We start from the raw sequence: 19,267 nt of genomic DNA on the forward strand, positions 1-19,267 counted from the left end.
CCCCACACTAATATAGTCAGGATTAATCATTACATGTATCCCTTACTTCCCAAATCCTATTTTAAGTCTTCATGGAGCGAATCTTGATCAATAAACCAGCGATCAGTCAAACTTTCCCTTCGGATCATAAAATGCATGACCTTCTTTTCTTTGCCTTCTCTCTTCTTATAAATAGCTACTTGAACGGGTACATCGACGAGCAATAGCCCATTTAGTTGTTCCGGCGGCTGTCTTAAAGGGTCAACAACTCCAAAATATGTAATATCGTCAACCAGCTTAATGACACGATTAGAATCTCCCGGATTCGATAAGGTCATGGCTAATAACTTCTGATTTCCTTGATTAACGGCAATGGTAAAAATGCGGATAAGTTCATAGGGATTTACCGTTTGTATATAATCATCAAGCTTACCAGCCGCTTTCAATACCATTAATTTATGAGAAAGATCTTCGTTTTTCAAACGATGTGTAATGCTTCCAGAGAAATGAACACAGAAATGACCTGAAAAACCATTCGGAAGAGCACCGGCACCGTGTGGCATTCCATGCATGGATGCAGCAATCATTTGATTATTGATCAATACAATGATGGCCCTTCTATTCCAACTCCATTTATTATCATAAATTTTCTTCATGATTTTAGTATCTTCTTTGGTTAATGGCTGTACATCGGCATGATGGCTGCCCGCTCTTCGCTGTACCTTAAATGATAAACCAGTTTCAATATCAATAATGGTGAAAATCGTTTTATTAGGAATAATGTTGTTCACAATCTCCCAAGGTAACATCTCAATTTTAAAGCTTATCGGTCCTTCTTTATCTTCCCATTCCGTTGCATGGACCGGGTGATCGACCCCTAAGGCAAGTATAAAAATAGCAATAATCACTTGATAAAATTTATTGTTTTTCATTATTTCGTTTCTCCCGTATTTTTTTCTTATTATTTCAGAACTTTTTCACTTGAATACCTTTGAATATTTGGAAATTACACGACCTTTTTGTCATAAACACTCTTTAAGGAACCCATCAAAAATAAACCCCCTTGGCGGCCAAGGGGGTTTATCCGTTTATGCATGAAAACATTTTTTTTAGTTGTCATTATATGTAATCGATATCGAAATGAGGGGATATTAATGCCATTCTTTGTACATCCCATTCAAAGGTAAGTATAGCTGATTGTTTTGATTTATGTGTTAGGAGGGGTACACCATTTTTTATGATCTTGCTTTCTGCATCCCAAAAACGGACCGTTTCGTCCTCGCCAGTACGATTACAGACAATGACTGGCAGTCCTGTTTCTAATGACCTTTGTTCCCATTCTCCCTCTGGACCATGTAATCCGGGACCCCAGGAAGATGGGGCAATTAATATTTCTGCTCCTTTTTCAAGTAAGGTGTTAGCAATATCTTTGTTATAGGCGTCCGCACAAATCATAATACCAACCTCAACATTGTCTGTTTTTATTGGCTCTATTGCGTCCCCCGAAGCTGACCAATCATCAATAACACTGATTTTTCTCTGTTTACCTAATAAATGACCTTTTTTATCTATGACAAACACAGAATTATACAGCTCTCCGTTACTGCCTTTTTCAGGGCAGCCCAAAAATACAGTGCTATTCAAATTCTTTAGTTTACGGCTCAAATCACGCATCCAGGCATCAGGTTGCCTGTTAATCCATCCAGTGCCAATCTTATGATTGAATTGAAGTCCGCTGACACAAAGTTCGGGTGTTATGATCCATTCGGCATTTTTATTAGATGCTATATGAATGGCTTGTTCAATTAGTTTTTGGTTATACTCCACATCACCAGCGATAGGCAATAGGTGTAATAAAGCTATTTTCATTTTTCCCATAATGATCTCCCAAACATCAACTTATTTTAATGGCCATGCTTCATGATTGTAGCATAGGCATTGATTGGCTTGTTCGGCTAATCTGCCGCTTTAGCTGCATAAAACCCAGGAATTCAAGTAAAACACATCTTCATTTAAGTATATGGCCTACATTAACTAAACAGTCCCCCCTGATCTTTGAGCAAAAAGTTAAATGGTCATATTTCATTGCTCTTCATCATAAGGAACAAGGAAAACATTTATTAGGGGGGGCTTGATGAGAACAAATTATAGAAGATGGACACAATATCCTTACCCAGGGGAGAGTGTTCCACCTAGAGGTTCTCCAAAGGCAGGAAACTGGCCAATGTTCTTTATTTCAAGGAGAAGTTACAATGATTTCCTGGACCCCTTTCATCAACGCATTTTGTGGCAGATTAAAAACCCTGATGATATTGATTGGGAAATAGAGTTATTCATTGTTGAGGAAACATTAAAATCACTGACTTCTCAGCAAATACGCATCGCACAATATTGGGGAACAGGTGAAATAACTGCGAAAATTACCGCTTTCATTTTCAGGTTAGCTGAAAAGTATAAGCTAGGATCACCGAGTGTCGCCAGGGTGCTAGGATATTTCCACGCAACTATGAATGATGCTTTCGTGATGACGTGGTTTTTTAAATATCATTGGGATGTTGCTCGTCCAAATCAATATGGCAGAAATCTTTCCACTGTGCTGTTTCCCCCCCGTTTTCCAGCTTACCCTTCTGCACACGCTGTTGTGGCGGGATGTGCAGAGGCAGTATTACGTTATTTTTTCCCTCAAGAGTCATCCGAAATTAAAAAACTAATGGAGGAAAGTGCTCAATCTCGTTTGTATGCTGGCGTACATTTTAACGTAGATAACAATGAAGGCTTAAGGGTAGGCAGACAAATTGGAGAAGTAGTCGTAAGTTTATTAAGGGCACAAAATCTAAATATGCTTCCATAATATTTTTGGTTCAGGTTAAGCTAACCTGAACCTATAGTTATATAAAGAAAGAGCTGCATTAAAGTCAGCCCCGTTCTTCAGTAAAGCACGCACCCCGATAGTTAAACAAGGACCATCCTGTTTATAACGACACGTAAATCCGCATTTTTATAAAGGCTGATTTCGTAAAGATTCCTTTTCATCAGGAGTATCATGGACAAATTTGTTGCAAAAATTGAAACTTGGGGTGGTTCTGGAGAGCTTCAAGGTTAACTTGCTTAGCATATTAGGGGGAGTAGGGCCGGTCCTGCAAATCTATTATCGCCAATCCTATTGTTTTTCGCATCCTTTTGAAAAACGTTCACATAAATGTGATCTGATAAGGCTTGCAGTACCAGTGACAAGTATTTTCAAGTAAGAGCAACTTCAATACAGTGTAATCCATGTTAGTATACAGATTGTTCTAAACCGTTATTTTTTCCAGACCTCAAGTATATCAGATCCCACTCGATCCCATTTATATAAGGTAAGGGCAAGTTCCCTTCCTCGTTCGCCCATTTTTTTCATCAGTGACCTGTTTGATAGAATTTCTGAAATCTTTTCTGTAAAGCATCCGGGATCTTCTGGATTCTCTACTACAAGCCCATTCTCTCTAATACGAATGACCTCTGGATTTCCGCCTCTTGCAGTTGTTACGATTGGAAGCCCTGCAGCCATTGCTTCATAATGGACGCGCGCAAGCGGTTCTTGCCATATTGATGTACACACGAATAAATCAGCGGCAGCAAACCAATTTTGTATTTCGCTAGGTGCAACAAAACCTGTTGAAACAACTGGGATAGGCAGCTTTTTTGCCAATGCTCTTACATACGCTACATAATCAGTTACATCATTTTGGCTGAACCATTTACTTCCGACAATAACTAAAGCTAAATCCTTAAATTTACTAGAAAGATCAGGTAATGCCCGAATGAGCCTATCGACGCCTTTATTACTTGATAGCCTTCCTGCAAATAATATGACCGTTTTGTTTTCAAGACCATTTGCTTTACGTATTTCATTACGAATTCTTTGCATTTTCGAATCACTGCCGGGCAGGAATCGATTGGTGTCTACACCAGAATAGATTGTGCGAATCTTTGATGAGGCCTGTGGATATAAATCTTTTATGACATTGCCTATATAATCACTGACAGTTACAATGTTTGTAACTTCGTCAATGGCCGCTTTTGCTTCTTCCGGATTGATTTTCTCTGGATTGAACATATCATTATGCATGCTGAGGATAATTTTTGAATTGGGTGCTGCTTGTCGGACAGGGAGGACTAGTCGAGGTCGATTAAATATATGAATTAGATCGAAATGATTTGCTTCAAGATAGCGAATGACCTCTTCCCGATAAACTTCGAATATTTTTCCTGGTACACGTACATAACGGTTTCCTTCGATCGTTTCTTGATCTGGGAGTGATGGATCATTAATTCCCAAAACCGTAATATTATGGGGTTTTCCTAAATATGGCAGGGTACCTGAAATATAAGTTTGAATGGCACCACCTAGTACTGGAGGAACCGGAAGCTTTTCGGTACAAATCATTAAAATTTTCATGTTTGTTCTATTCCCTTCCAATCATCTTTAATTTCTTCTAAAACTGGCCATTTTGTCTGATCGGTATCAACAATTGTTTGAATCATGGTTGTTGTTTGATCATTTAGAAATAATTCCGGCTCATATACTACTTCTTTAACATTTTTATAAAATTCATTTGGAGCAGATAAATCGATCATTAAGATATCATATAGTTTCGATGAAATTGGATTTGCCTCGTGATAGGACTTGATCATTTCTCTTACCCAAGTTGTATCCCATCTAAATAAATCTGCCATTGTGCCGGTAATCAGTTTTCTCAAATCGCGAATAGGAAGGTCATATGCAACACCGTCAAGGTCAATGATCCACATTCCATTAGCGCCCATTTGACCATTTGACCAGCCATAATCTTGATGCACCAATCCCCAATATTCATTTCCTTGTTGTGCTAACTCCAAATAGCTTGATTCATTTAATTTTTCTAAACTTCTTTTTGCTTGTTCTTCAAATTGATTTAAAACATTCAATAAATAGGGGCTTGCAGGCATCTCATCATATGCATTAGCAATGTTTCGAAACCAATCCATTTTATTAATGACTTTTTCATAATTCATTGGCCATTTATATATTCTAGATGCCACTTCAGCTTGTTGGGGCGGAACATACCCTTTGCTTAAAAAGTGGAATTCCCCTAAGGCATTGCAAAGGTGTTTGGCTCCTTCCAAATCTTTAGTTACAGGCGCCAATGATTCGATCCACTCAGCGACGAACCATAACTTTCCTCCAGCTTCCACATAATTATTTCCATCTTTAGTTTTTACGATGGGCGGTACTCTTGCTTCCTTGACATTCACTAAATATTCTTGAGCTCCCAGGCTAAACATGCTTCTTGTAGGTCTTCTGTGTAAAAGCTTTATACTCTTTGGCCCTGCACTTGTTTCCAATTTCCATATAGAGCCGCCTTTATCCGGTTTTGTTGTGACAACTTGAATGCTTTGAACGGAGAAACTGTATTGCTCAAGAACATCCAGTGCCATTTTTTCAATATATTCAGGAACAAAAAACTCATGAGTAAGTTCATCTTCTTCCCAGGGCACAATTATTGTTTTCTCCACGAAAACCCCTCCTATGATATATAAAAGTACATTCCTCCAAAATAATGGTAAGGTCACGACAGATTGATTATGTTCTAATATCAGGTTTTATCCATATACACGCATAATTTTATCCTCTAATATTGAATATGTTCTTTATGAAATATCCGTGATTAATCGACCGCAACAGGAGGCATCATACTTTTTATTACACTATGTAAAAAGTAAACTTTTGTATCGGACAACTCACCCAAATTGTTAGGTAATTGGGCCCTAGTGCAAATATGTCATGTTAGAATCATGGAATCTCGATATCCTTTTCATCAATGAATGATGAGGCTACTCCAAATCAATGTATGAATTCACTCTCGCCTTGGACAATCGTTTTAATCAATCTTATTAAACACGTTTTACCTTTCATTCATCGAAAAAGAGGTATTGCCAAAGTACGATATTTTCTATGATAAGCAAGCAAAAAAAGCCATTTCCTATACGTTAGGAAATGACTTATTGTGCTAAAGCATGTTACTTCAAATATTTGTTAGTTCCCTAACGCTTTTCTGACTTTCTTTGCAAAAACTAATGGATCCTCAACAGCCTCGATATTAACGTAAATCAAATTCGGATTATCAAATAGCCACTCATTGTGTATGGATGAAACGATTATTCCTTGTTTAAGAATCGACGCAACAAAATTCTCGACTTCACTTTGCAAGAGTGCTACCCTGCCTAGGCACAATGCTCGTCCATTCTTATCTCTTGATTCAAATGAGAAAGAAGAGGTCACTCTAAATCGTTTTCCTAAAATTTTCACCTTTAATTCATTTCGATTTATGGTTGTCACACATTTCCCACCCGCAAATCCTTCTTGTCCGCCGATAATCCTAGCAAACTTTTGACAAATTAACTCATCATTAGATGCCATCCATTCATCCCCTCCTTAATATTAATAGGATATGAATCAATGAATAGATCCGAAACGGATATGAATCTATTTTGAAATGAAAATCATTTTATTCAAACTACTTTGCTCCTGCTAGTGGAATAATTTTAATGCCAATAAATGTTGTCGTTATTTTTGCAAACAAGATAAGTTCCTTTTTTATCCTTTTCTGACAAGGAAACAGCCAACTTTTTTATTTTCAAATAATCCGTTTTATCAATTAAACTTAAATCTGGGGAGTTTTGATAACCACCTTGACCAAGATATTCCGATGTTGTAATGATTGTATACTGATCTCCTTCGGCTTGTTCTGGGATCTCCTCAAAGCTTTTTATAATTTGTCCATTCTTGATGAATACCCTTTTCTCATACAAAGATAGACTTTTATAGCCCATTGGAATTTTCCTATGTACCTCGTTATCCCTGACAAGTTCAGAGTCCGAAAGATATTGTGAATATGAATAAGAGAAGCCATTTGCACGAATAAAATATGGATCATTGCATTCAATGTTTAATGGATTATTGCCATTTTCCTTAGGATAATCATAAACGACTGCTGGTAAAGTGTCGCTATAAATAACTTTTGGAGCTCCTACCCATTCACCGACATTCTCATAAACTATAGATGAAAGTTTTTTTATTTGATCTAAAGTCATAGAATTTTCCTTTCTTATTAATGAAATGGACAATTCATTAATCCACTGATTTATACTGTTTAAGATTTTATTATAAGCTTCTTTACAATCAGATCCTTTTTCTCTATATTCATTATATTCATCCTTTAAATTGGCTTTTACACTATCTAATTCCATATATTTTCCCTCCAAATAGCATAGAAGGGTTGCCTCCGCGGACTGCCCCGTTACTTGATTAAGAAACATGTGAATAAAACGATCACAGTGCACTTCCCAACAAAATCATGCCAATAAACCCATATACAATAGTAACTCCCAAACCATACAAAAATACGTTATCCTTTTTAAATAGTCTGATCAGTTCCAAGAAAGAAATGACAATCCGCATTACCAACAACAATCCGAATATACTTAAACAGGACATTCCCATAATCATTGGAATCTCTGTCACTAACCTCATACCATCTGACTTATCATTCGAGATTACCCCAATCCCCATTAGATCCACAAAAATGACCTTAATATTAATGTAAAGAATAAAATGTAATAACGATGAACAGTAGGTGCTAAAGAAGAATCCACAGACGTCATCCATTTTATAAAATACTTGATACATAACCTGCACGAAATAATAGGATGTAGCCAAGCAAATATAAAATCTGTTTCATTGTCCTTAACATAAGAATTCTTTCCAAATGTCATTTTAATTATCTTTGATTCGTTTTTCCTCTTTTTCTTCCTTTTCATCTTCAACAACCAATCTAATAGTCATAGTATAATTCGATTTATTCCAATCGAAATTATATCATAAACGAGAGTAAAACTTTTTCTGTGTTAGAAAAACGAATCATTTATGTATAAAGCAACATTACATCACTTGTTTCCTTCTTCCGCTATCCTGCCCCGATAGTTCCGTAAGAAAACTATTGCCGCAGCAACCTAGTCATGGAAGTAAAGCACCCATTAGTTAAATTAGAATAGTGGCATTTCAATTCCCATTTATATCATCTTAATGAACTAAACTGCCCCGTTTGTTGAAGCATTTTTAATTTTAAGTTTGAATTGGTAAGTAAATCTGTACTTCCTCTTCCCCTTCTCCCATAGGGTGATATGTCTCCACAATATAAGAATCGAGGTCTCTTTGATAACTTTGTTTTTCTGCCCAATTCAATAAATTCAAATGAAGTTCTTCCAATTTAGATATATTCCCTCTTGTAGTTATGTAACTTTTATTTGTTTCAATATAATCCATTCCTATTGGTACTTTATATAATTTCTCACTCACAATTAAGCCTACATAATAATGACCCACCTTATGCCCCTCACCCTTTTTGGGCTCATATAATGCAATTTCGGTTTCTATCGGATTTAGGATTTCGTTTGAGCGACTTAATAGTTGCTTTGCAAGCAAGGGTACTTCATTACCAAAGTTAACAAACTCCCCAATACCTTTTAATCCAACAAGCTTAAACTCTTTTTTAACTATCATAATCGACATATTAACCTCTCCCGCCCTCATAAAATTCCAAAATATTCTAATTCTCTTTATTCAAGAAGAAAATCCTTACTTCCTGCATTGAAGTAAGGATTTCTACTGATCTATTAAACAGTTATGGAACTAACCTGCCCTGTTAGTTCCATAAGAAAAAGCTGCTTAGTTCCATAAGAAAAAGCTGCTTTAAAGACAGCTCAGCTCTATAGCTAACGTATCCGTTAGTCATTAAGAAAAGCTATTCTTATCAAAGATTCGCGCCCTTCACGGATTACTAATTAATCTTTTCATTTATTCAAGTGAACGAATTTATAAATTAAATTGTGTAAACATGTCAGCTTATGCGAGCAATACAAACTGGACATGCGTTAAGCTAAAATCGACGGAGGATCACGCTTTCCTGGTCGAACCTAGAACCTCCATATAGTGCTGATTGTACATAATGCCTAGAATGTTCCCAAAGGGATCAACCACGGAGGCAGTAATGAACCCCTCACCGCGAACTGTGGGTGCTTCGTGTTCTTTCGCTCCCATGGACAACAGCTTCTCGAAAGTTGCTGTCACATCATCGACGTGCCAGTACACGATAGCACCACCAGCCAGACCGGTCGACGAACCATCGGGCGCGTAGCGGCTATCGATCAGGCCAAGCTCATGCTGGTAGTCGCCGAGGCGAAACTCAGCATATCCTGGGCGCTCGAAGTATGGTTCGATACCCAACAGCTCGGCGTACCACTTCTTTGCCGCCACTAGATCAGCCGCCCAAAAACTGACGGTGGTGAGACCTCGTAATGTCTTTGTGTCGCTCATATTCGATTTCCTCCTCAATGTCGAGTATGTAACTGCACTTTAATATTTAGGGTCGCCGATTCATTTCCTGGTTGCTGTTTCAATTTCCATTGTAAATGTCTAATGCTGACAACAGTATGTCAGTGTAGGTGAATATTTTTTCAAAAGCGCTTTGAACATTTATTCCTTTGATAACTTCTATTTCCTTACGAATAATCCCTTCTCTTAATCAAGAAAATGGCCCATTTGTTGGACTAACATGATTTTACTCCATAAGAAAAAGAGCCGCCGAAGCAACTCCTCATGAAGTAAAGCAGCCTTTAGCTCAATAAGAATATTTACTTCAGTAAGCTGCCTCTCCGTTTTCAGTGTCAAATCCCATTCCCCTTAGCAACTGCTGGGTATAAGCTAAAATTCCCTCTGTCTTCTGCTGCCAGTCGATAACGGAATCCATGAACTCTTTAAATTCAATTGGAGCATTTTCCCTCATAACCCTTAACCATTTCGTTACTCCTTGTCTTGCTTCAACCCATTCTTAACACATGCAACCAGGGCTTCAATAATCGATTCATGTTATTCACCACTCTGCAATCGTTTTTGCGCAGCCTAATGCTAACACGGTGCTAGGAGGCTGGAATAAGATGATTCTGCATGCCCTTTTAGACTTTTAGTGACAGGGATATGAAATAATCGCGTCGTCATTGAACAAACCATTTGTTCGCCATTCAGACTGTAGTTTAAATACTCCAATACAGAAGAGCAGTCTTGCCTGTAGGGAAAATAATAGTTCAATACATTCATCCACTTTTAAAAAATCTAAAATATTCTCGATCAAATTTAAAATTAAATCATTCAACAGAGATGACATTGTTACAGGGTGGCGTCCTTTAATAAAATAGCTTGTTCTTATTCTCACTTTTATAAATTTCACTTATTTTAGTTCAACTAACGCACTCCTTTAATTTACGCAATGCCTTATTGGATTCCATTTGGTACTAATAGACGGTTCTAATCATATTCTTATAAGAAAACAATAAGAAGGAGTGCAAAGTCGGTGATAAAAGTTAAGGTTGGTTTACGGCCCATTGTAAGCAATATAAATTTACCTACTGTTTTGAAAACAACCAGGCTTCCAGGTGACTCAATTGAAAGGTTATTTATTGCAACCCAGGTAGGGGAGATTTTCTACATAGGAAACGGAGATATAAGGACTTTTTTAGATATTCGCCCGCGAATCCTGAAACTAGGTGCTTCCGGTGGCGGATATGATGAACGGGGATTGCTGGGACTAGCGTTTCATCCCGAATTTGATTATAACGGTTTGTTCTATCTTCATTATTCAGTAGCAGGAACACAAGGACCAGGTGCTCTTCCTGAATCTTTTAATCCTGATCCGTGTGATCCTAAAACTTTAAACCTCAGGTGGATAAATAGAGAAACTCAATATGATCATATTGATACAATTGAGGAATGGATTTTACAATCGAATGGTCAACCTCAAAAACGGCGGACATTACTTAACTTAAGAAGACCATTTTCCAATCACAATGGAGTCAATAGTTTAAACTTTTCACCTGAAACAGGAAAACTTGTTTTAACAACAGGGGATGGCGGATCAGGCTTTGATCCATTTAATTTAAGCCAGGATGATCTGGAAATCGCCGGTAAAATAATTGAAGTGGATGTAAATAAGAATATTTCTTTCAATAATCCACCCATTGTCACACGTTTTAATGAACTTCCCACAACTATTCAGGATACGCTCATGGTAATGGCCAAAGGGGTTCGTAATATACCAGGCATTTCATTTCAAAGGTTTTATAATCAGTATATTAAATATGCGGGAAATGTCGGCCAGAATTTGGTCGAGTCGATTTTTTCATTCGTTCATTATAAACCGATGCCGGTTACTCAGCTTGTTCAAGCTTCATTCATGAATTCTGCACCTGACAAGGAAGGATTCATTAACTTTGGCTGGCGAGGTTGGGAAGGTGCTTTTCCCACTTCGATTATAAGTGGCTGCACTGAAAATCAGACATTGGATGAGAAAAAGATCGCCTATTACAATGAAGCAATAACCCTTTCAGCAAGCCGCCTTCAGCCTTTAACCAGTTATTTTCATAAAGATGCCAGACCCGATAAATTCGGAGGAACTGCACTTACAGGAGTGCAATCCTATATGGGAAATACAATCCCTGGCTTAACGGGTAGCGTTGTGTTTACCGATCTTGCCCGGAAAGAATCTCAACCTCAGGTTAGAGGGGCCTTAGCTTATACCACCATTAGACCAAATGGTGAACAAAATGATTTCAGTGTGATACAAACCGATTATGATTTTGGGTCTCAATCAGCCTATTATGTTAGTTTGGGAACGAACCTGAATCACACCAGCTTATATTTAGCGGTTTATGGTTCTATGAAAGTGACTGATTATAACCAAGGCACTGTTTTTGAAATCGTTCCATGAACCAAAACAATATATCATAATTAAAACCATGTGATGGGGATTTACTGAATGATGATCATTTTTAATCTTTTAAACATGATTAAAGCCATTTCAACCCATAACCAGCTATAAATGAAGGCAAATATAAAGCAAATTGTAAGAAATGAAAAGGAGACAGAGACGGCTGGACCTAAAACTGGAAAATGAAAAATGACTATTAGACTCATAATTCCTAACATTAAAAGAATGGCACCCGTCGCAATAATACTTAACCTCTTTCTAAAAAGGTGAAAGGATGCCCCTATTCCAAGTCCTAACAAGCCTGTTGTAAAAGGAAATACAAATAGTTCCGTTGGCTGCAGGATGAATAACAGCATCATTGTCAGAACGTAGGATATTGTTCCAAATGGAATGGAAAACATGGAACATAACAGGATAGGTGCAGTGGCCAGCGGGCTTATAAAATATCCTATCCCTGGTAAAACTCCAGCAGCCTGGAGAACAGCAGCCATACAGGAAAAAATGGACACCAAAATGAGTTTCATCGTTTTTTTATGTTTATTGAATATGATTTGAGATAAACGAACCTCATCAGAAATAGGTTTTAAAAAATACACCTTACCACCTCATTCTAAATGGTTTATACGTTTCATTATATTTACCATTTATTAGAGGTGGAACATTTATTAATGATCCAAGCATCAATATCCCTTGTAAATAACGTTCGCGGAGGAAGTAATAAAAAAACAAGGCCATATTGGCCCTGCATTTTATTCGACTATTACCTTCCCAACCATTCCTTCCTTGAAATGGTACCGGCATATCAGTTCATATGTACCGGGCTGTTTCGGATTCACAGTAATGTTTTTTTCTTCACCTGGCTGGACCTCAACGTCAATGCCAAGCTTTTCAACTGTGAAGGTGTGCTCTTTACTGCCTTTGTTTTTCAATATCACCGTTGTGGCTGTTCCATTCGGAATAGTGATGACTTTCGGATTAAAGAAATCATCGTTCAATACGACCTCAATCGATTTCCCCGTCTCCATAGACTGATTTTCAACACCGGATTCGGCAAATACGCCGAGTGAGCCTAGTGTTGTCACAACTACAAACATTGCAAGCACACCGACCACCCACTTTTTCACAGACATTCGCAATCCCTCCTTTTCTCTATTTTTTTCTAATCGATGAAATATTATTACGATAAATTTGTTTTCCCCTTCATTCTTTCATTGGTTGGAGAGAAATTTCATGGGGATACTTCTGTTGGATATACCGTATAAGGGCAGTGACAACTTGCGGACCGGATTCTACGAGCCTGCCTTTTTCAAATGCAGTGAAGTTATCACCGCCTGAAGCTAAATAATTACTAACCGCTACTTCATATTCGTTGTTTGGCTGAATCTCTTGACCCTTCCTGTCTTTCAGCGCAGCGATTCGGTTGCCGATCGGTGCATTGGGGTTCCAATTATACTTTAATCCAACCGTTTGTAACCTATTTTCATAATCTTTCGCCCACTGCTGTTCTAAAGCAAGCTTTATTTGGTCTCCTGTTAAGATTAACTTACTGACACGATGACCCATAGGCAAGTCTGTATAAAGCTCTTCTACAGTGATATCCCCTTTTTTTAGACTTTTGCGCATTTCCCCTTGATGGACGAAAGCTATATCTACCCCCATGACTTCCCGCTCGGATTCTGCAATCATTTTCGCTAATGGGGATTCACCGTTTGCATCTTGATTTCGTGAGATTTCCTCAGGCATTTCTCCTATCACTTGATTAAAATAGCTCCCCAATCGTTTTCTATATTTATTTAGAAGAGCAGCCGTTTCTTTATCTGGTTTCATATTATGATGTGAAGTGACAATGATCTTTGCTTGTTTCTTAACAATATTTTCAGTATCTGGGTCCATTTCAAGATTGACTTGAGAAAAGGCTTTCCCATTAGAATAAGCTTGAACGATCAGTTTACCGGCTACAACGGTATTGGCATATTCATGGCTGTGACCGGCAAAAATGACATCGACCTCATCATCGATTTTTGGGGCCATCTCCACTAAAGCTCCACTGGAATTTGCTCCTGACTGATCTGATTTAGCTGAATCATGTGCAAGTACAACAATTACTTTGATCCCTTTTTCCTTTAAAAGCTTAACGGTTCGGTTAATGGCTGAAACTTCCTCCGTAATTTCTATTTCTTTTCGATTTTCAGGTGCCACATATAGGTTGGTCTCTTTTGTGACGACACCGATAAATCCAATATTTATTCCGTCCATTTGTTTAATAACATACGTTGGCAACAAGGGATTGCCCGATTTTGTATCGATGATATTTGCCGAACCGTAAGAAGTATTGGCACCTTGAAAATAACCTATTTTTTTATTGAATCCTCCATAGATAAGACGTTTCATTTCATTTACGCCTTGGTCTAATTCATGATTTCCAGGTGTCCCGACATCAAAGTGCAGGAGGTTTAAAAATTCAATCGTGGGTTCGTCTTTAAACTGAGAAGAGATTGGTGGACTTCCTCCCACCATATCACCAGAATGAACAAGTAGTGTATTTGGGTTTTCTTGTCTAAATTTTTTTATATAGGCAGCCAGGTACTCAGCCCCCCCTGCCTTTGTTCCTGAAACCATTTGATATTTGTTTAGTTGGCCGTGAAAATCATTAACGCCTAACAATTGTACTTGAATGTGGCGATTGGATGTGGAATGATTCGTTGTGGAATGTTTGGATGAATGTGCCGTGATTTTATACGTTACGAAAATGATGATGAATACCAAGATGAACAAAGAAGTTATGGCCTGAAATTTTGACAATTTCCGATCCCTCCCTCTGGATGTAAAGTAAGAATAACTCTGGAATTTTATATCCGTATAAAGGGACCGTGATTTTTTGTTATATTTTATATAATGATTGTTAAATTAACCCCGCACATGCATATCTTTTTGCAAATATTCATACGGCTCAACATTTAGAGATTTTCAACAAAAAGAGTGTAAATCCTTATTGGATCAACACTCACGTTCGTCCAGTAACATTCAACCCTACTTTTTCAGGTTTGCCTTCATTAATAAGGAAATTTTTTGCTCATTTGTATTTGGGATCTTTTCCAGTTGATTCATAACCAGCTCTTGCCGATGTAATGAATGGTTTTGACTTAACTTCGCTTTCCCCTCTATCTTGCTGATTTTTATTTTGAACCCTTGAATCCCTTTGTTCATCCCAGCGAGAAAGTCAGCATCTAAATCCTGCAAATTGTATGAACTATCAGGGGCTTCATACTTCAATACCATGTCATGCAAGGTATCCGCTAACTCCTGTTCATCCTCAATAAATTCAACTTCGCCGTATACATGGACAGTCACATAATTCCATGTCGGTACTGCTTGGTCCGTCTCATACCAGGATGAAGAGATATAACAGTGAGGACCATGAAAGACCGCTAAGACTGTTTGATTTTCAATATCTTTCCATTGAGGATTCGGACGAGCAAAATGACCATACAAATAGTTTTTCTCCTTATTCAACAGCAATGGTAAATGTGTAGCAAAAGGCATGCCCTCATGCATTGAACACAATGTCGCAAAACCATTCTCCTGTATTACATCGTAGGCTGCTGCCAATTCTTTCATTTCAAATTGCTTAGGGATATACATAAAAAATCTCCTTTCATCCGTCAATATTTTTCCATTCACAAGCATGGCGACTTTACTAAGTGTCCATCCTCACTTCTACTCGAGAACCCCATCTCTAAAATATGGTATTATACAAACTGACATATAAAAAGGTACAATTCTAAATAAATAAACATGTCAAAGGAGATTGAAAATGATAAATGCCATTTTTGCTTTCAAGGAGGAATCTCCCAGATATAAACAAATTTACGAGCAGTTTAAGTTATTCATTGAACGGGGCGATTTACTTGCCGATGAACAATTGCCCTCCATCCGCCAGCTGGCGGATTCCCTTCAAGTAAGCCGCAATACGACATTAATGGCTTATGATCAACTTGTAGCTGAAGGCTATATTCGCGGAGAAGGAAGAAAAGGTTATTTTGTAAATGAATTAGAGCCACTTTTATCCCAGGAAGAGTTAATTCCTCATCATAAAATGCAAAGAGAGCCAGTGACACCTACCCTGATTGATTTCCGGGCTGGTGCCGTAGATCAAGCACATTTTCCTCTGAAAATTTGGAGGAGGATTGCCAATCAAGTATTAACGTTACAGGAAAGTTTTCAATATGGGGAACCATTTGGTGAGGTATGTCTACGTGAACAAATTGCCACATATTTACTCCAATCTCGTGGGGTGAAAACAGATGCAAATGCCATCATTATCGGCAGCAGTACCCAACAAATGCTTATCAATCTTGGACATATACTGAAGGATGATTTTCCAAGCATTACAGTGGAAGACCCTGGTTATGATGGCGCTAGGGAAGCTTTTCAATTCCATCGTTTTACGATTGAAACTTTACCAGTTTATGAGGCTGGTGCTGATTCTTCACAATTGGAACGAATCAAATCACGATTAATCTATGTAACCCCTTCCCATCACAGTCCATATGGGGTAAGCATGTCCATTCAACAAAGGCAACTGCTTATTCATTGGGCCAACAAGATGCAAGGGTATATTATCGAAGACGATTATGATAGTGAATTTCGCTATACGCAGCAACCATTTCCAGCTCTTGCTTCCATTGATTCTGCAAGAGTCATTTATCTAGGGAATTTCTCAAAGTCCTTTCTTCCAGGAATTCGTTTAAGTTATATGGTGTTGCCGGAGCCAATTTTAAACCGTTATAAAAATCAATTTATTCATTTCGAGAGTACCACTTCACTTCTAAGCCAACTCGCAATGGCTAAGTTTATGGAAGAGGGAGAATGGAATCGCCATATTAAACGTATGCGTCTTGTTTATAAACGAAAAATGCAGCACTTGGTATCCATCTTAAAAAGGCAATTCGATCAACATATATCCATTATCGGCAATCAGTCCGGTTTGTATCTATTAATCAAAGTACACTTGGAACGTTCAGAAGAATGGCTAATAGAGCGCGCTTCCTTTCATGGTGTTAACGTGTATCCTACCTCACTCTACTTCATTAAAAATAATACAGCTGAGCCAATGATCAAACTTGGCTTCAGTAATCTTTCTTGTGAGGAAATCGAGCTTGGCGTGGAGCTCCTAAAAAAGGCTTGGTTATAGAAAACACACGGTAATTACAACTTATATCCAATAATGGCGGGGCAAATCATGGACTTTTAAAACACAGGCCCTCATTCAACTGACATGCCCCGTTAGCACCATAAGAAAAGAGCTGATCGTCAATTACGCACCCTTTACTTACAAACTGAAGAGAAGCTGCCAATATGACAGCTCCTTTCCCTTCTTTAATTCTTGCATCTGAGGTGAAATAAAAGTGGCTTATATGTGATTTTTCAATCTGCTTTCCATCAATTCTGCCATTTGTTCCGAATTTGGATTTCCTTCATTTTGTAATTTATCGATGATATTAGTATAATCCATTGCATTTCGGTTCTGACTTAATTTATATGCAGCCTGAATATCTGTCACCTTAAGCTTGAATCCAACTATTCCTTTCAGTTCACTTTCTAATAGATCAGGAGAAAGTTTATCCCATAAAACTGAATTCTCACGATTTCCTTCATATTTTTCCAGCATAATTGTTAATTCTTCTATTAATTCATCTTTTTCTAAAATGCTTGCTTTCCCATATACATGGACGGCTTGATAATTCCATGTTGGAACTTCTTCATGCCCATACCAAGAAGAAGAAATGTAAGCGTTCGGTCCCTGAAACATAACAAGTACATCTTCACAGGTCTCAAATGTTCTCCACTGTCGATTTCCATAAGCCATATGCCCAGTAATATAGTAATCACCACCTTTTTTATTTAACCCCAAAGGCAAATGAGTGGCAATTGGTTTCCCTTGTTCTGTTGTGACAATCGTGCCAAAAGAGTTTTCTTGAACAAAGTCCCAAATTTCATCAACATTCGTGACCTTAAAATATTTTGGAACATACATAATAATCCTCCTTTCTTATATAAGCGTTTTTGTCATTATAAAGTCCATTTGTTCTTCATCACCCATATAGAAGGAATGGGCACCAGTTTGAACAAACCCAATTTTCTTATAAAAAGCAATAGCATTTTCATTTTTTTCCCATACGCCGAGCCAAATTTTCTTTTTATTACGTTCCACCGCCATTTCCATGGCTTTATTTAGCAGATATTTACCTAGCCCATGTTTTTGAAATTTGTTCCTTATATAAATCCTCTCGACTTCAAGTGATTCATCACCCATTTCTTCAGTCTGAGCATCATTGGTATTGACCTTTAAATATCCAGCGATTTGATCATTAAAATAAACAAAAAAGAATTGCGAAGAAATATCGGATAACTCTTTTTCTAATTGTTTTAAATTAAAAGCCCTCTCCAAATAGGCATTCATATTTTCGGGTGAATTCTGATCCTTAAATGTCTCATTAAATGTTTCATAACTAATTGCTTGAAGTTCGCGTGAATCTTCAAGGGTACACTTTTTAATATTTCTAGTCATTTATGTCGCTCCTTTATAGAATCTAATGCCCATGCTATCCTTCCGATTCACGAAGAATTTCCTTCATGATTAACTCCACAGCTCGGATTTTTGTTGTAAATGCAATAAAAATGGCATATATTAAATGTAATCTTACTTTGTTGCGTTTGCAACAAAAAAATAATGATAATGGGGGCGAGCAAAGTGAAATATGTTTTTTATGTATTAGGAATTTTACTATTAACTCTTGGTATTTGTTTCACTATACAATCAGGCCTTGGAACTTCACCTTTTGATGCACTTTTGGTAGGACTGTCCATAAATGTGGGGTTTACTGTCGGAAGTTGGGAAATCATATTGGCTTTAATATTGATATGTTGTAATTCATTTTTAAAAAGGCAAAGACCAGAAGTTTTGGGGTTGGTAACAGCATTTATAACAGGTATTGGTATTGATATGTGGCTTTTTTTATTGCACCATTTGGTAACACCTGAACTATGGTACAGCAAAGTTGTTTGTTTCGGAATCGGCTTGGTTGTTATAGGATTAGGAACTGCAACATATTTACACACAAATTTTGCACCGATTCCAGTTGACCGATTAACATTAATCATACAAGAATTAACCAGAACAAATATATTTTTTTCGAGGACATTCATTTACCTCGTATTCTTGCTAATGGCACTGGTTTTAAACGGACCAATCGGCGTTGGAACTTTATTAACCGTTTGTTTAGGGGGGCTCATACTTAATTATTTTATGCCACTTACTGAAAAGGTATTAGACCGCATATTAACAAACTCTAGTCCATCATTAAATTATGAGAAAGATAAAAACCATTCAATATAAATAACCTGCCGCCATCGTTGCATAAGTAAATGAGCTGCCTTTAAAGCAG

At 37.5% G+C, this 19,267-nt stretch carries 18 protein-coding genes and 1 pseudogene; 4 read left to right on the forward strand and 15 right to left on the reverse strand.

Features of this window, described 5'->3' with window-relative positions; all coding sequences use genetic code 11:
* Positions 1 to 56 precede the first annotated feature (56 nt).
* Both ACQKNS_RS22505 and ACQKNS_RS22510 read right to left on the reverse strand, forming a co-directional pair.
* Positions 57 to 911 (reverse strand): hypothetical protein, encoded by an 855-nt coding sequence (locus tag ACQKNS_RS22505; protein ID WP_427645486.1) that lies wholly within the window; start codon positions 909 to 911, stop codon positions 57 to 59.
* 187 nt (positions 912 to 1,098) lie between these two features.
* The gene (locus ACQKNS_RS22510) at positions 1,099 to 1,857 is read right to left on the reverse strand and encodes a carbon-nitrogen hydrolase family protein (RefSeq protein WP_427645488.1); all 759 of its coding nucleotides are present in this window, start codon (positions 1,855 to 1,857) and stop codon (positions 1,099 to 1,101) included.
* 256 nt (positions 1,858 to 2,113) lie between these two features.
* On the opposite strand from ACQKNS_RS22510, the gene ACQKNS_RS22515 reads away from it, so the two are divergent.
* Positions 2,114 to 2,830 (forward strand): vanadium-dependent haloperoxidase, encoded by a 717-nt coding sequence (locus ACQKNS_RS22515; RefSeq protein WP_427645490.1) that lies wholly within the window; start codon positions 2,114 to 2,116, stop codon positions 2,828 to 2,830.
* A gap of 453 nt (positions 2,831 to 3,283) precedes the next feature.
* On the opposite strand, the pseudogene ACQKNS_RS22520 reads toward ACQKNS_RS22515, so the two are convergent.
* The 7 genes and pseudogenes from ACQKNS_RS22520 to ACQKNS_RS22550 form a co-directional block, all read right to left on the reverse strand.
* Positions 3,284 to 4,417: pseudogene (locus ACQKNS_RS22520) on the reverse strand (glycosyltransferase family 4 protein); the annotation flags it as partial.
* Positions 4,414 to 5,514, reverse strand: coding sequence for a CotS family spore coat protein (locus ACQKNS_RS22525; protein ID WP_427645491.1), 1,101 nt, complete (start codon positions 5,512 to 5,514; stop codon positions 4,414 to 4,416). The gene ACQKNS_RS22525 and the pseudogene ACQKNS_RS22520, both read right to left, overlap by 4 nt.
* Positions 5,515 to 6,034: 520 nt before the next feature.
* Positions 6,035 to 6,418, reverse strand: coding sequence for a DUF1259 domain-containing protein (locus ACQKNS_RS22530; protein ID WP_427645492.1), 384 nt, complete (start codon positions 6,416 to 6,418; stop codon positions 6,035 to 6,037).
* 125 nt (positions 6,419 to 6,543) lie between these two features.
* Positions 6,544 to 7,248 (reverse strand): hypothetical protein, encoded by a 705-nt coding sequence (locus ACQKNS_RS22535; protein WP_427645493.1) that lies wholly within the window; start codon positions 7,246 to 7,248, stop codon positions 6,544 to 6,546.
* A gap of 874 nt (positions 7,249 to 8,122) precedes the next feature.
* Positions 8,123 to 8,569 carry a GyrI-like domain-containing protein gene (locus ACQKNS_RS22540; protein ID WP_427645494.1) on the reverse strand — a complete coding sequence of 149 codons (447 nt, stop codon included), beginning with the start codon at positions 8,567 to 8,569 and terminating at the stop codon, positions 8,123 to 8,125.
* Between the two features lie 384 nt (positions 8,570 to 8,953).
* On the reverse strand, positions 8,954 to 9,373 hold the full coding sequence (locus tag ACQKNS_RS22545) for a VOC family protein (protein WP_427645495.1): 420 nt from the start codon (positions 9,371 to 9,373) through the stop codon (positions 8,954 to 8,956).
* 204 nt (positions 9,374 to 9,577) lie between these two features.
* Positions 9,578 to 9,727 (reverse strand): hypothetical protein, encoded by a 150-nt coding sequence (locus ACQKNS_RS22550; RefSeq protein ID WP_427645497.1) that lies wholly within the window; start codon positions 9,725 to 9,727, stop codon positions 9,578 to 9,580.
* A gap of 679 nt (positions 9,728 to 10,406) precedes the next feature.
* On the opposite strand from ACQKNS_RS22550, the gene ACQKNS_RS22555 reads away from it, so the two are divergent.
* Positions 10,407 to 11,819 carry a PQQ-dependent sugar dehydrogenase gene (locus tag ACQKNS_RS22555; protein WP_427645499.1) on the forward strand — a complete coding sequence of 471 codons (1,413 nt, stop codon included), beginning with the start codon at positions 10,407 to 10,409 and terminating at the stop codon, positions 11,817 to 11,819.
* 41 nt (positions 11,820 to 11,860) lie between these two features.
* On the opposite strand, the gene ACQKNS_RS22560 is transcribed toward ACQKNS_RS22555, so the two are convergent.
* The 4 genes from ACQKNS_RS22560 to ACQKNS_RS22575 form a co-directional block, all read right to left on the reverse strand.
* On the reverse strand, positions 11,861 to 12,415 hold the full coding sequence (locus tag ACQKNS_RS22560) for a hypothetical protein (RefSeq protein WP_427645500.1): 555 nt from the start codon (positions 12,413 to 12,415) through the stop codon (positions 11,861 to 11,863).
* 153 nt (positions 12,416 to 12,568) lie between these two features.
* The gene (locus tag ACQKNS_RS22565; RefSeq protein ID WP_427645501.1) at positions 12,569 to 12,949 is read right to left on the reverse strand and encodes a cupredoxin domain-containing protein; all 381 of its coding nucleotides are present in this window, start codon (positions 12,947 to 12,949) and stop codon (positions 12,569 to 12,571) included.
* A gap of 70 nt (positions 12,950 to 13,019) precedes the next feature.
* Positions 13,020 to 14,621 (reverse strand): bifunctional metallophosphatase/5'-nucleotidase, encoded by a 1,602-nt coding sequence (locus tag ACQKNS_RS22570; RefSeq protein WP_427645502.1) that lies wholly within the window; start codon positions 14,619 to 14,621, stop codon positions 13,020 to 13,022.
* 228 nt (positions 14,622 to 14,849) lie between these two features.
* Entirely contained in the window at positions 14,850 to 15,461 is a 612-nt protein-coding gene (locus ACQKNS_RS22575) for an FMN-binding negative transcriptional regulator (RefSeq protein ID WP_427645503.1), read from the reverse strand.
* A gap of 172 nt (positions 15,462 to 15,633) precedes the next feature.
* Between ACQKNS_RS22575 and ACQKNS_RS22580 the strand changes: the two genes are divergently transcribed.
* Complete coding sequence (locus ACQKNS_RS22580; RefSeq protein ID WP_427645504.1) at positions 15,634 to 17,013, forward strand: PLP-dependent aminotransferase family protein; 1,380 nt, start codon at positions 15,634 to 15,636, stop codon at positions 17,011 to 17,013.
* Positions 17,014 to 17,232: 219 nt separating this feature from the next.
* Here ACQKNS_RS22580 and ACQKNS_RS22585 read toward each other — a convergent pair whose 3' ends face one another.
* Positions 17,233 to 17,856 (reverse strand): FMN-binding negative transcriptional regulator, encoded by a 624-nt coding sequence (locus ACQKNS_RS22585; protein ID WP_427645505.1) that lies wholly within the window; start codon positions 17,854 to 17,856, stop codon positions 17,233 to 17,235.
* Positions 17,857 to 17,871: 15 nt separating this feature from the next.
* Entirely contained in the window at positions 17,872 to 18,390 is a 519-nt protein-coding gene (locus tag ACQKNS_RS22590; protein ID WP_427645506.1) for a GNAT family N-acetyltransferase, read from the reverse strand.
* Positions 18,391 to 18,573: 183 nt separating this feature from the next.
* Between ACQKNS_RS22590 and ACQKNS_RS22595 the strand changes: the two genes are divergently transcribed.
* The gene (locus ACQKNS_RS22595; RefSeq protein ID WP_427645507.1) at positions 18,574 to 19,218 is read left to right on the forward strand and encodes a YczE/YyaS/YitT family protein; all 645 of its coding nucleotides are present in this window, start codon (positions 18,574 to 18,576) and stop codon (positions 19,216 to 19,218) included.
* The last annotated feature ends 49 nt before the right edge of the window (positions 19,219 to 19,267 follow it).

It is taken from the genome of Peribacillus sp. NPDC094092 (genome assembly GCF_050279365.1).
Taxonomy (GTDB): Bacteria; Bacillota; Bacilli; order Bacillales; family DSM-1321; genus Peribacillus.

Bases quoted from the DNA above. Each gene is read 5' to 3' on its own strand.
- ACQKNS_RS22505 (WP_427645486.1), bottom strand. From the start codon at position 911: ATGAAAAACAATAAATTTTATCAAGTGATTATTGCTATTTTTATACTT.
- ACQKNS_RS22510 (WP_427645488.1), bottom strand. From the start codon at position 1,857: ATGGGAAAAATGAAAATAGCTTTATTACACCTATTGCCTATCGCTGGT.
- ACQKNS_RS22515 (WP_427645490.1), top strand. From the start codon at position 2,114: ATGAGAACAAATTATAGAAGATGGACACAATATCCTTACCCAGGGGAG.
- ACQKNS_RS22530 (WP_427645492.1), bottom strand. From the start codon at position 6,418: ATGGCATCTAATGATGAGTTAATTTGTCAAAAGTTTGCTAGGATTATC.
- ACQKNS_RS22535 (WP_427645493.1), bottom strand. From the start codon at position 7,248: ATGGAATTAGATAGTGTAAAAGCCAATTTAAAGGATGAATATAATGAA.
- ACQKNS_RS22540 (WP_427645494.1), bottom strand. From the start codon at position 8,569: ATGTCGATTATGATAGTTAAAAAAGAGTTTAAGCTTGTTGGATTAAAA.
- ACQKNS_RS22545 (WP_427645495.1), bottom strand. From the start codon at position 9,373: ATGAGCGACACAAAGACATTACGAGGTCTCACCACCGTCAGTTTTTGG.
- ACQKNS_RS22565 (WP_427645501.1), bottom strand. From the start codon at position 12,949: ATGTCTGTGAAAAAGTGGGTGGTCGGTGTGCTTGCAATGTTTGTAGTT.
- ACQKNS_RS22575 (WP_427645503.1), bottom strand. From the start codon at position 15,461: ATGTATATCCCTAAGCAATTTGAAATGAAAGAATTGGCAGCAGCCTAC.
- ACQKNS_RS22580 (WP_427645504.1), top strand. From the start codon at position 15,634: ATGATAAATGCCATTTTTGCTTTCAAGGAGGAATCTCCCAGATATAAA.
- ACQKNS_RS22585 (WP_427645505.1), bottom strand. From the start codon at position 17,856: ATGTATGTTCCAAAATATTTTAAGGTCACGAATGTTGATGAAATTTGG.
- ACQKNS_RS22590 (WP_427645506.1), bottom strand. From the start codon at position 18,390: ATGACTAGAAATATTAAAAAGTGTACCCTTGAAGATTCACGCGAACTT.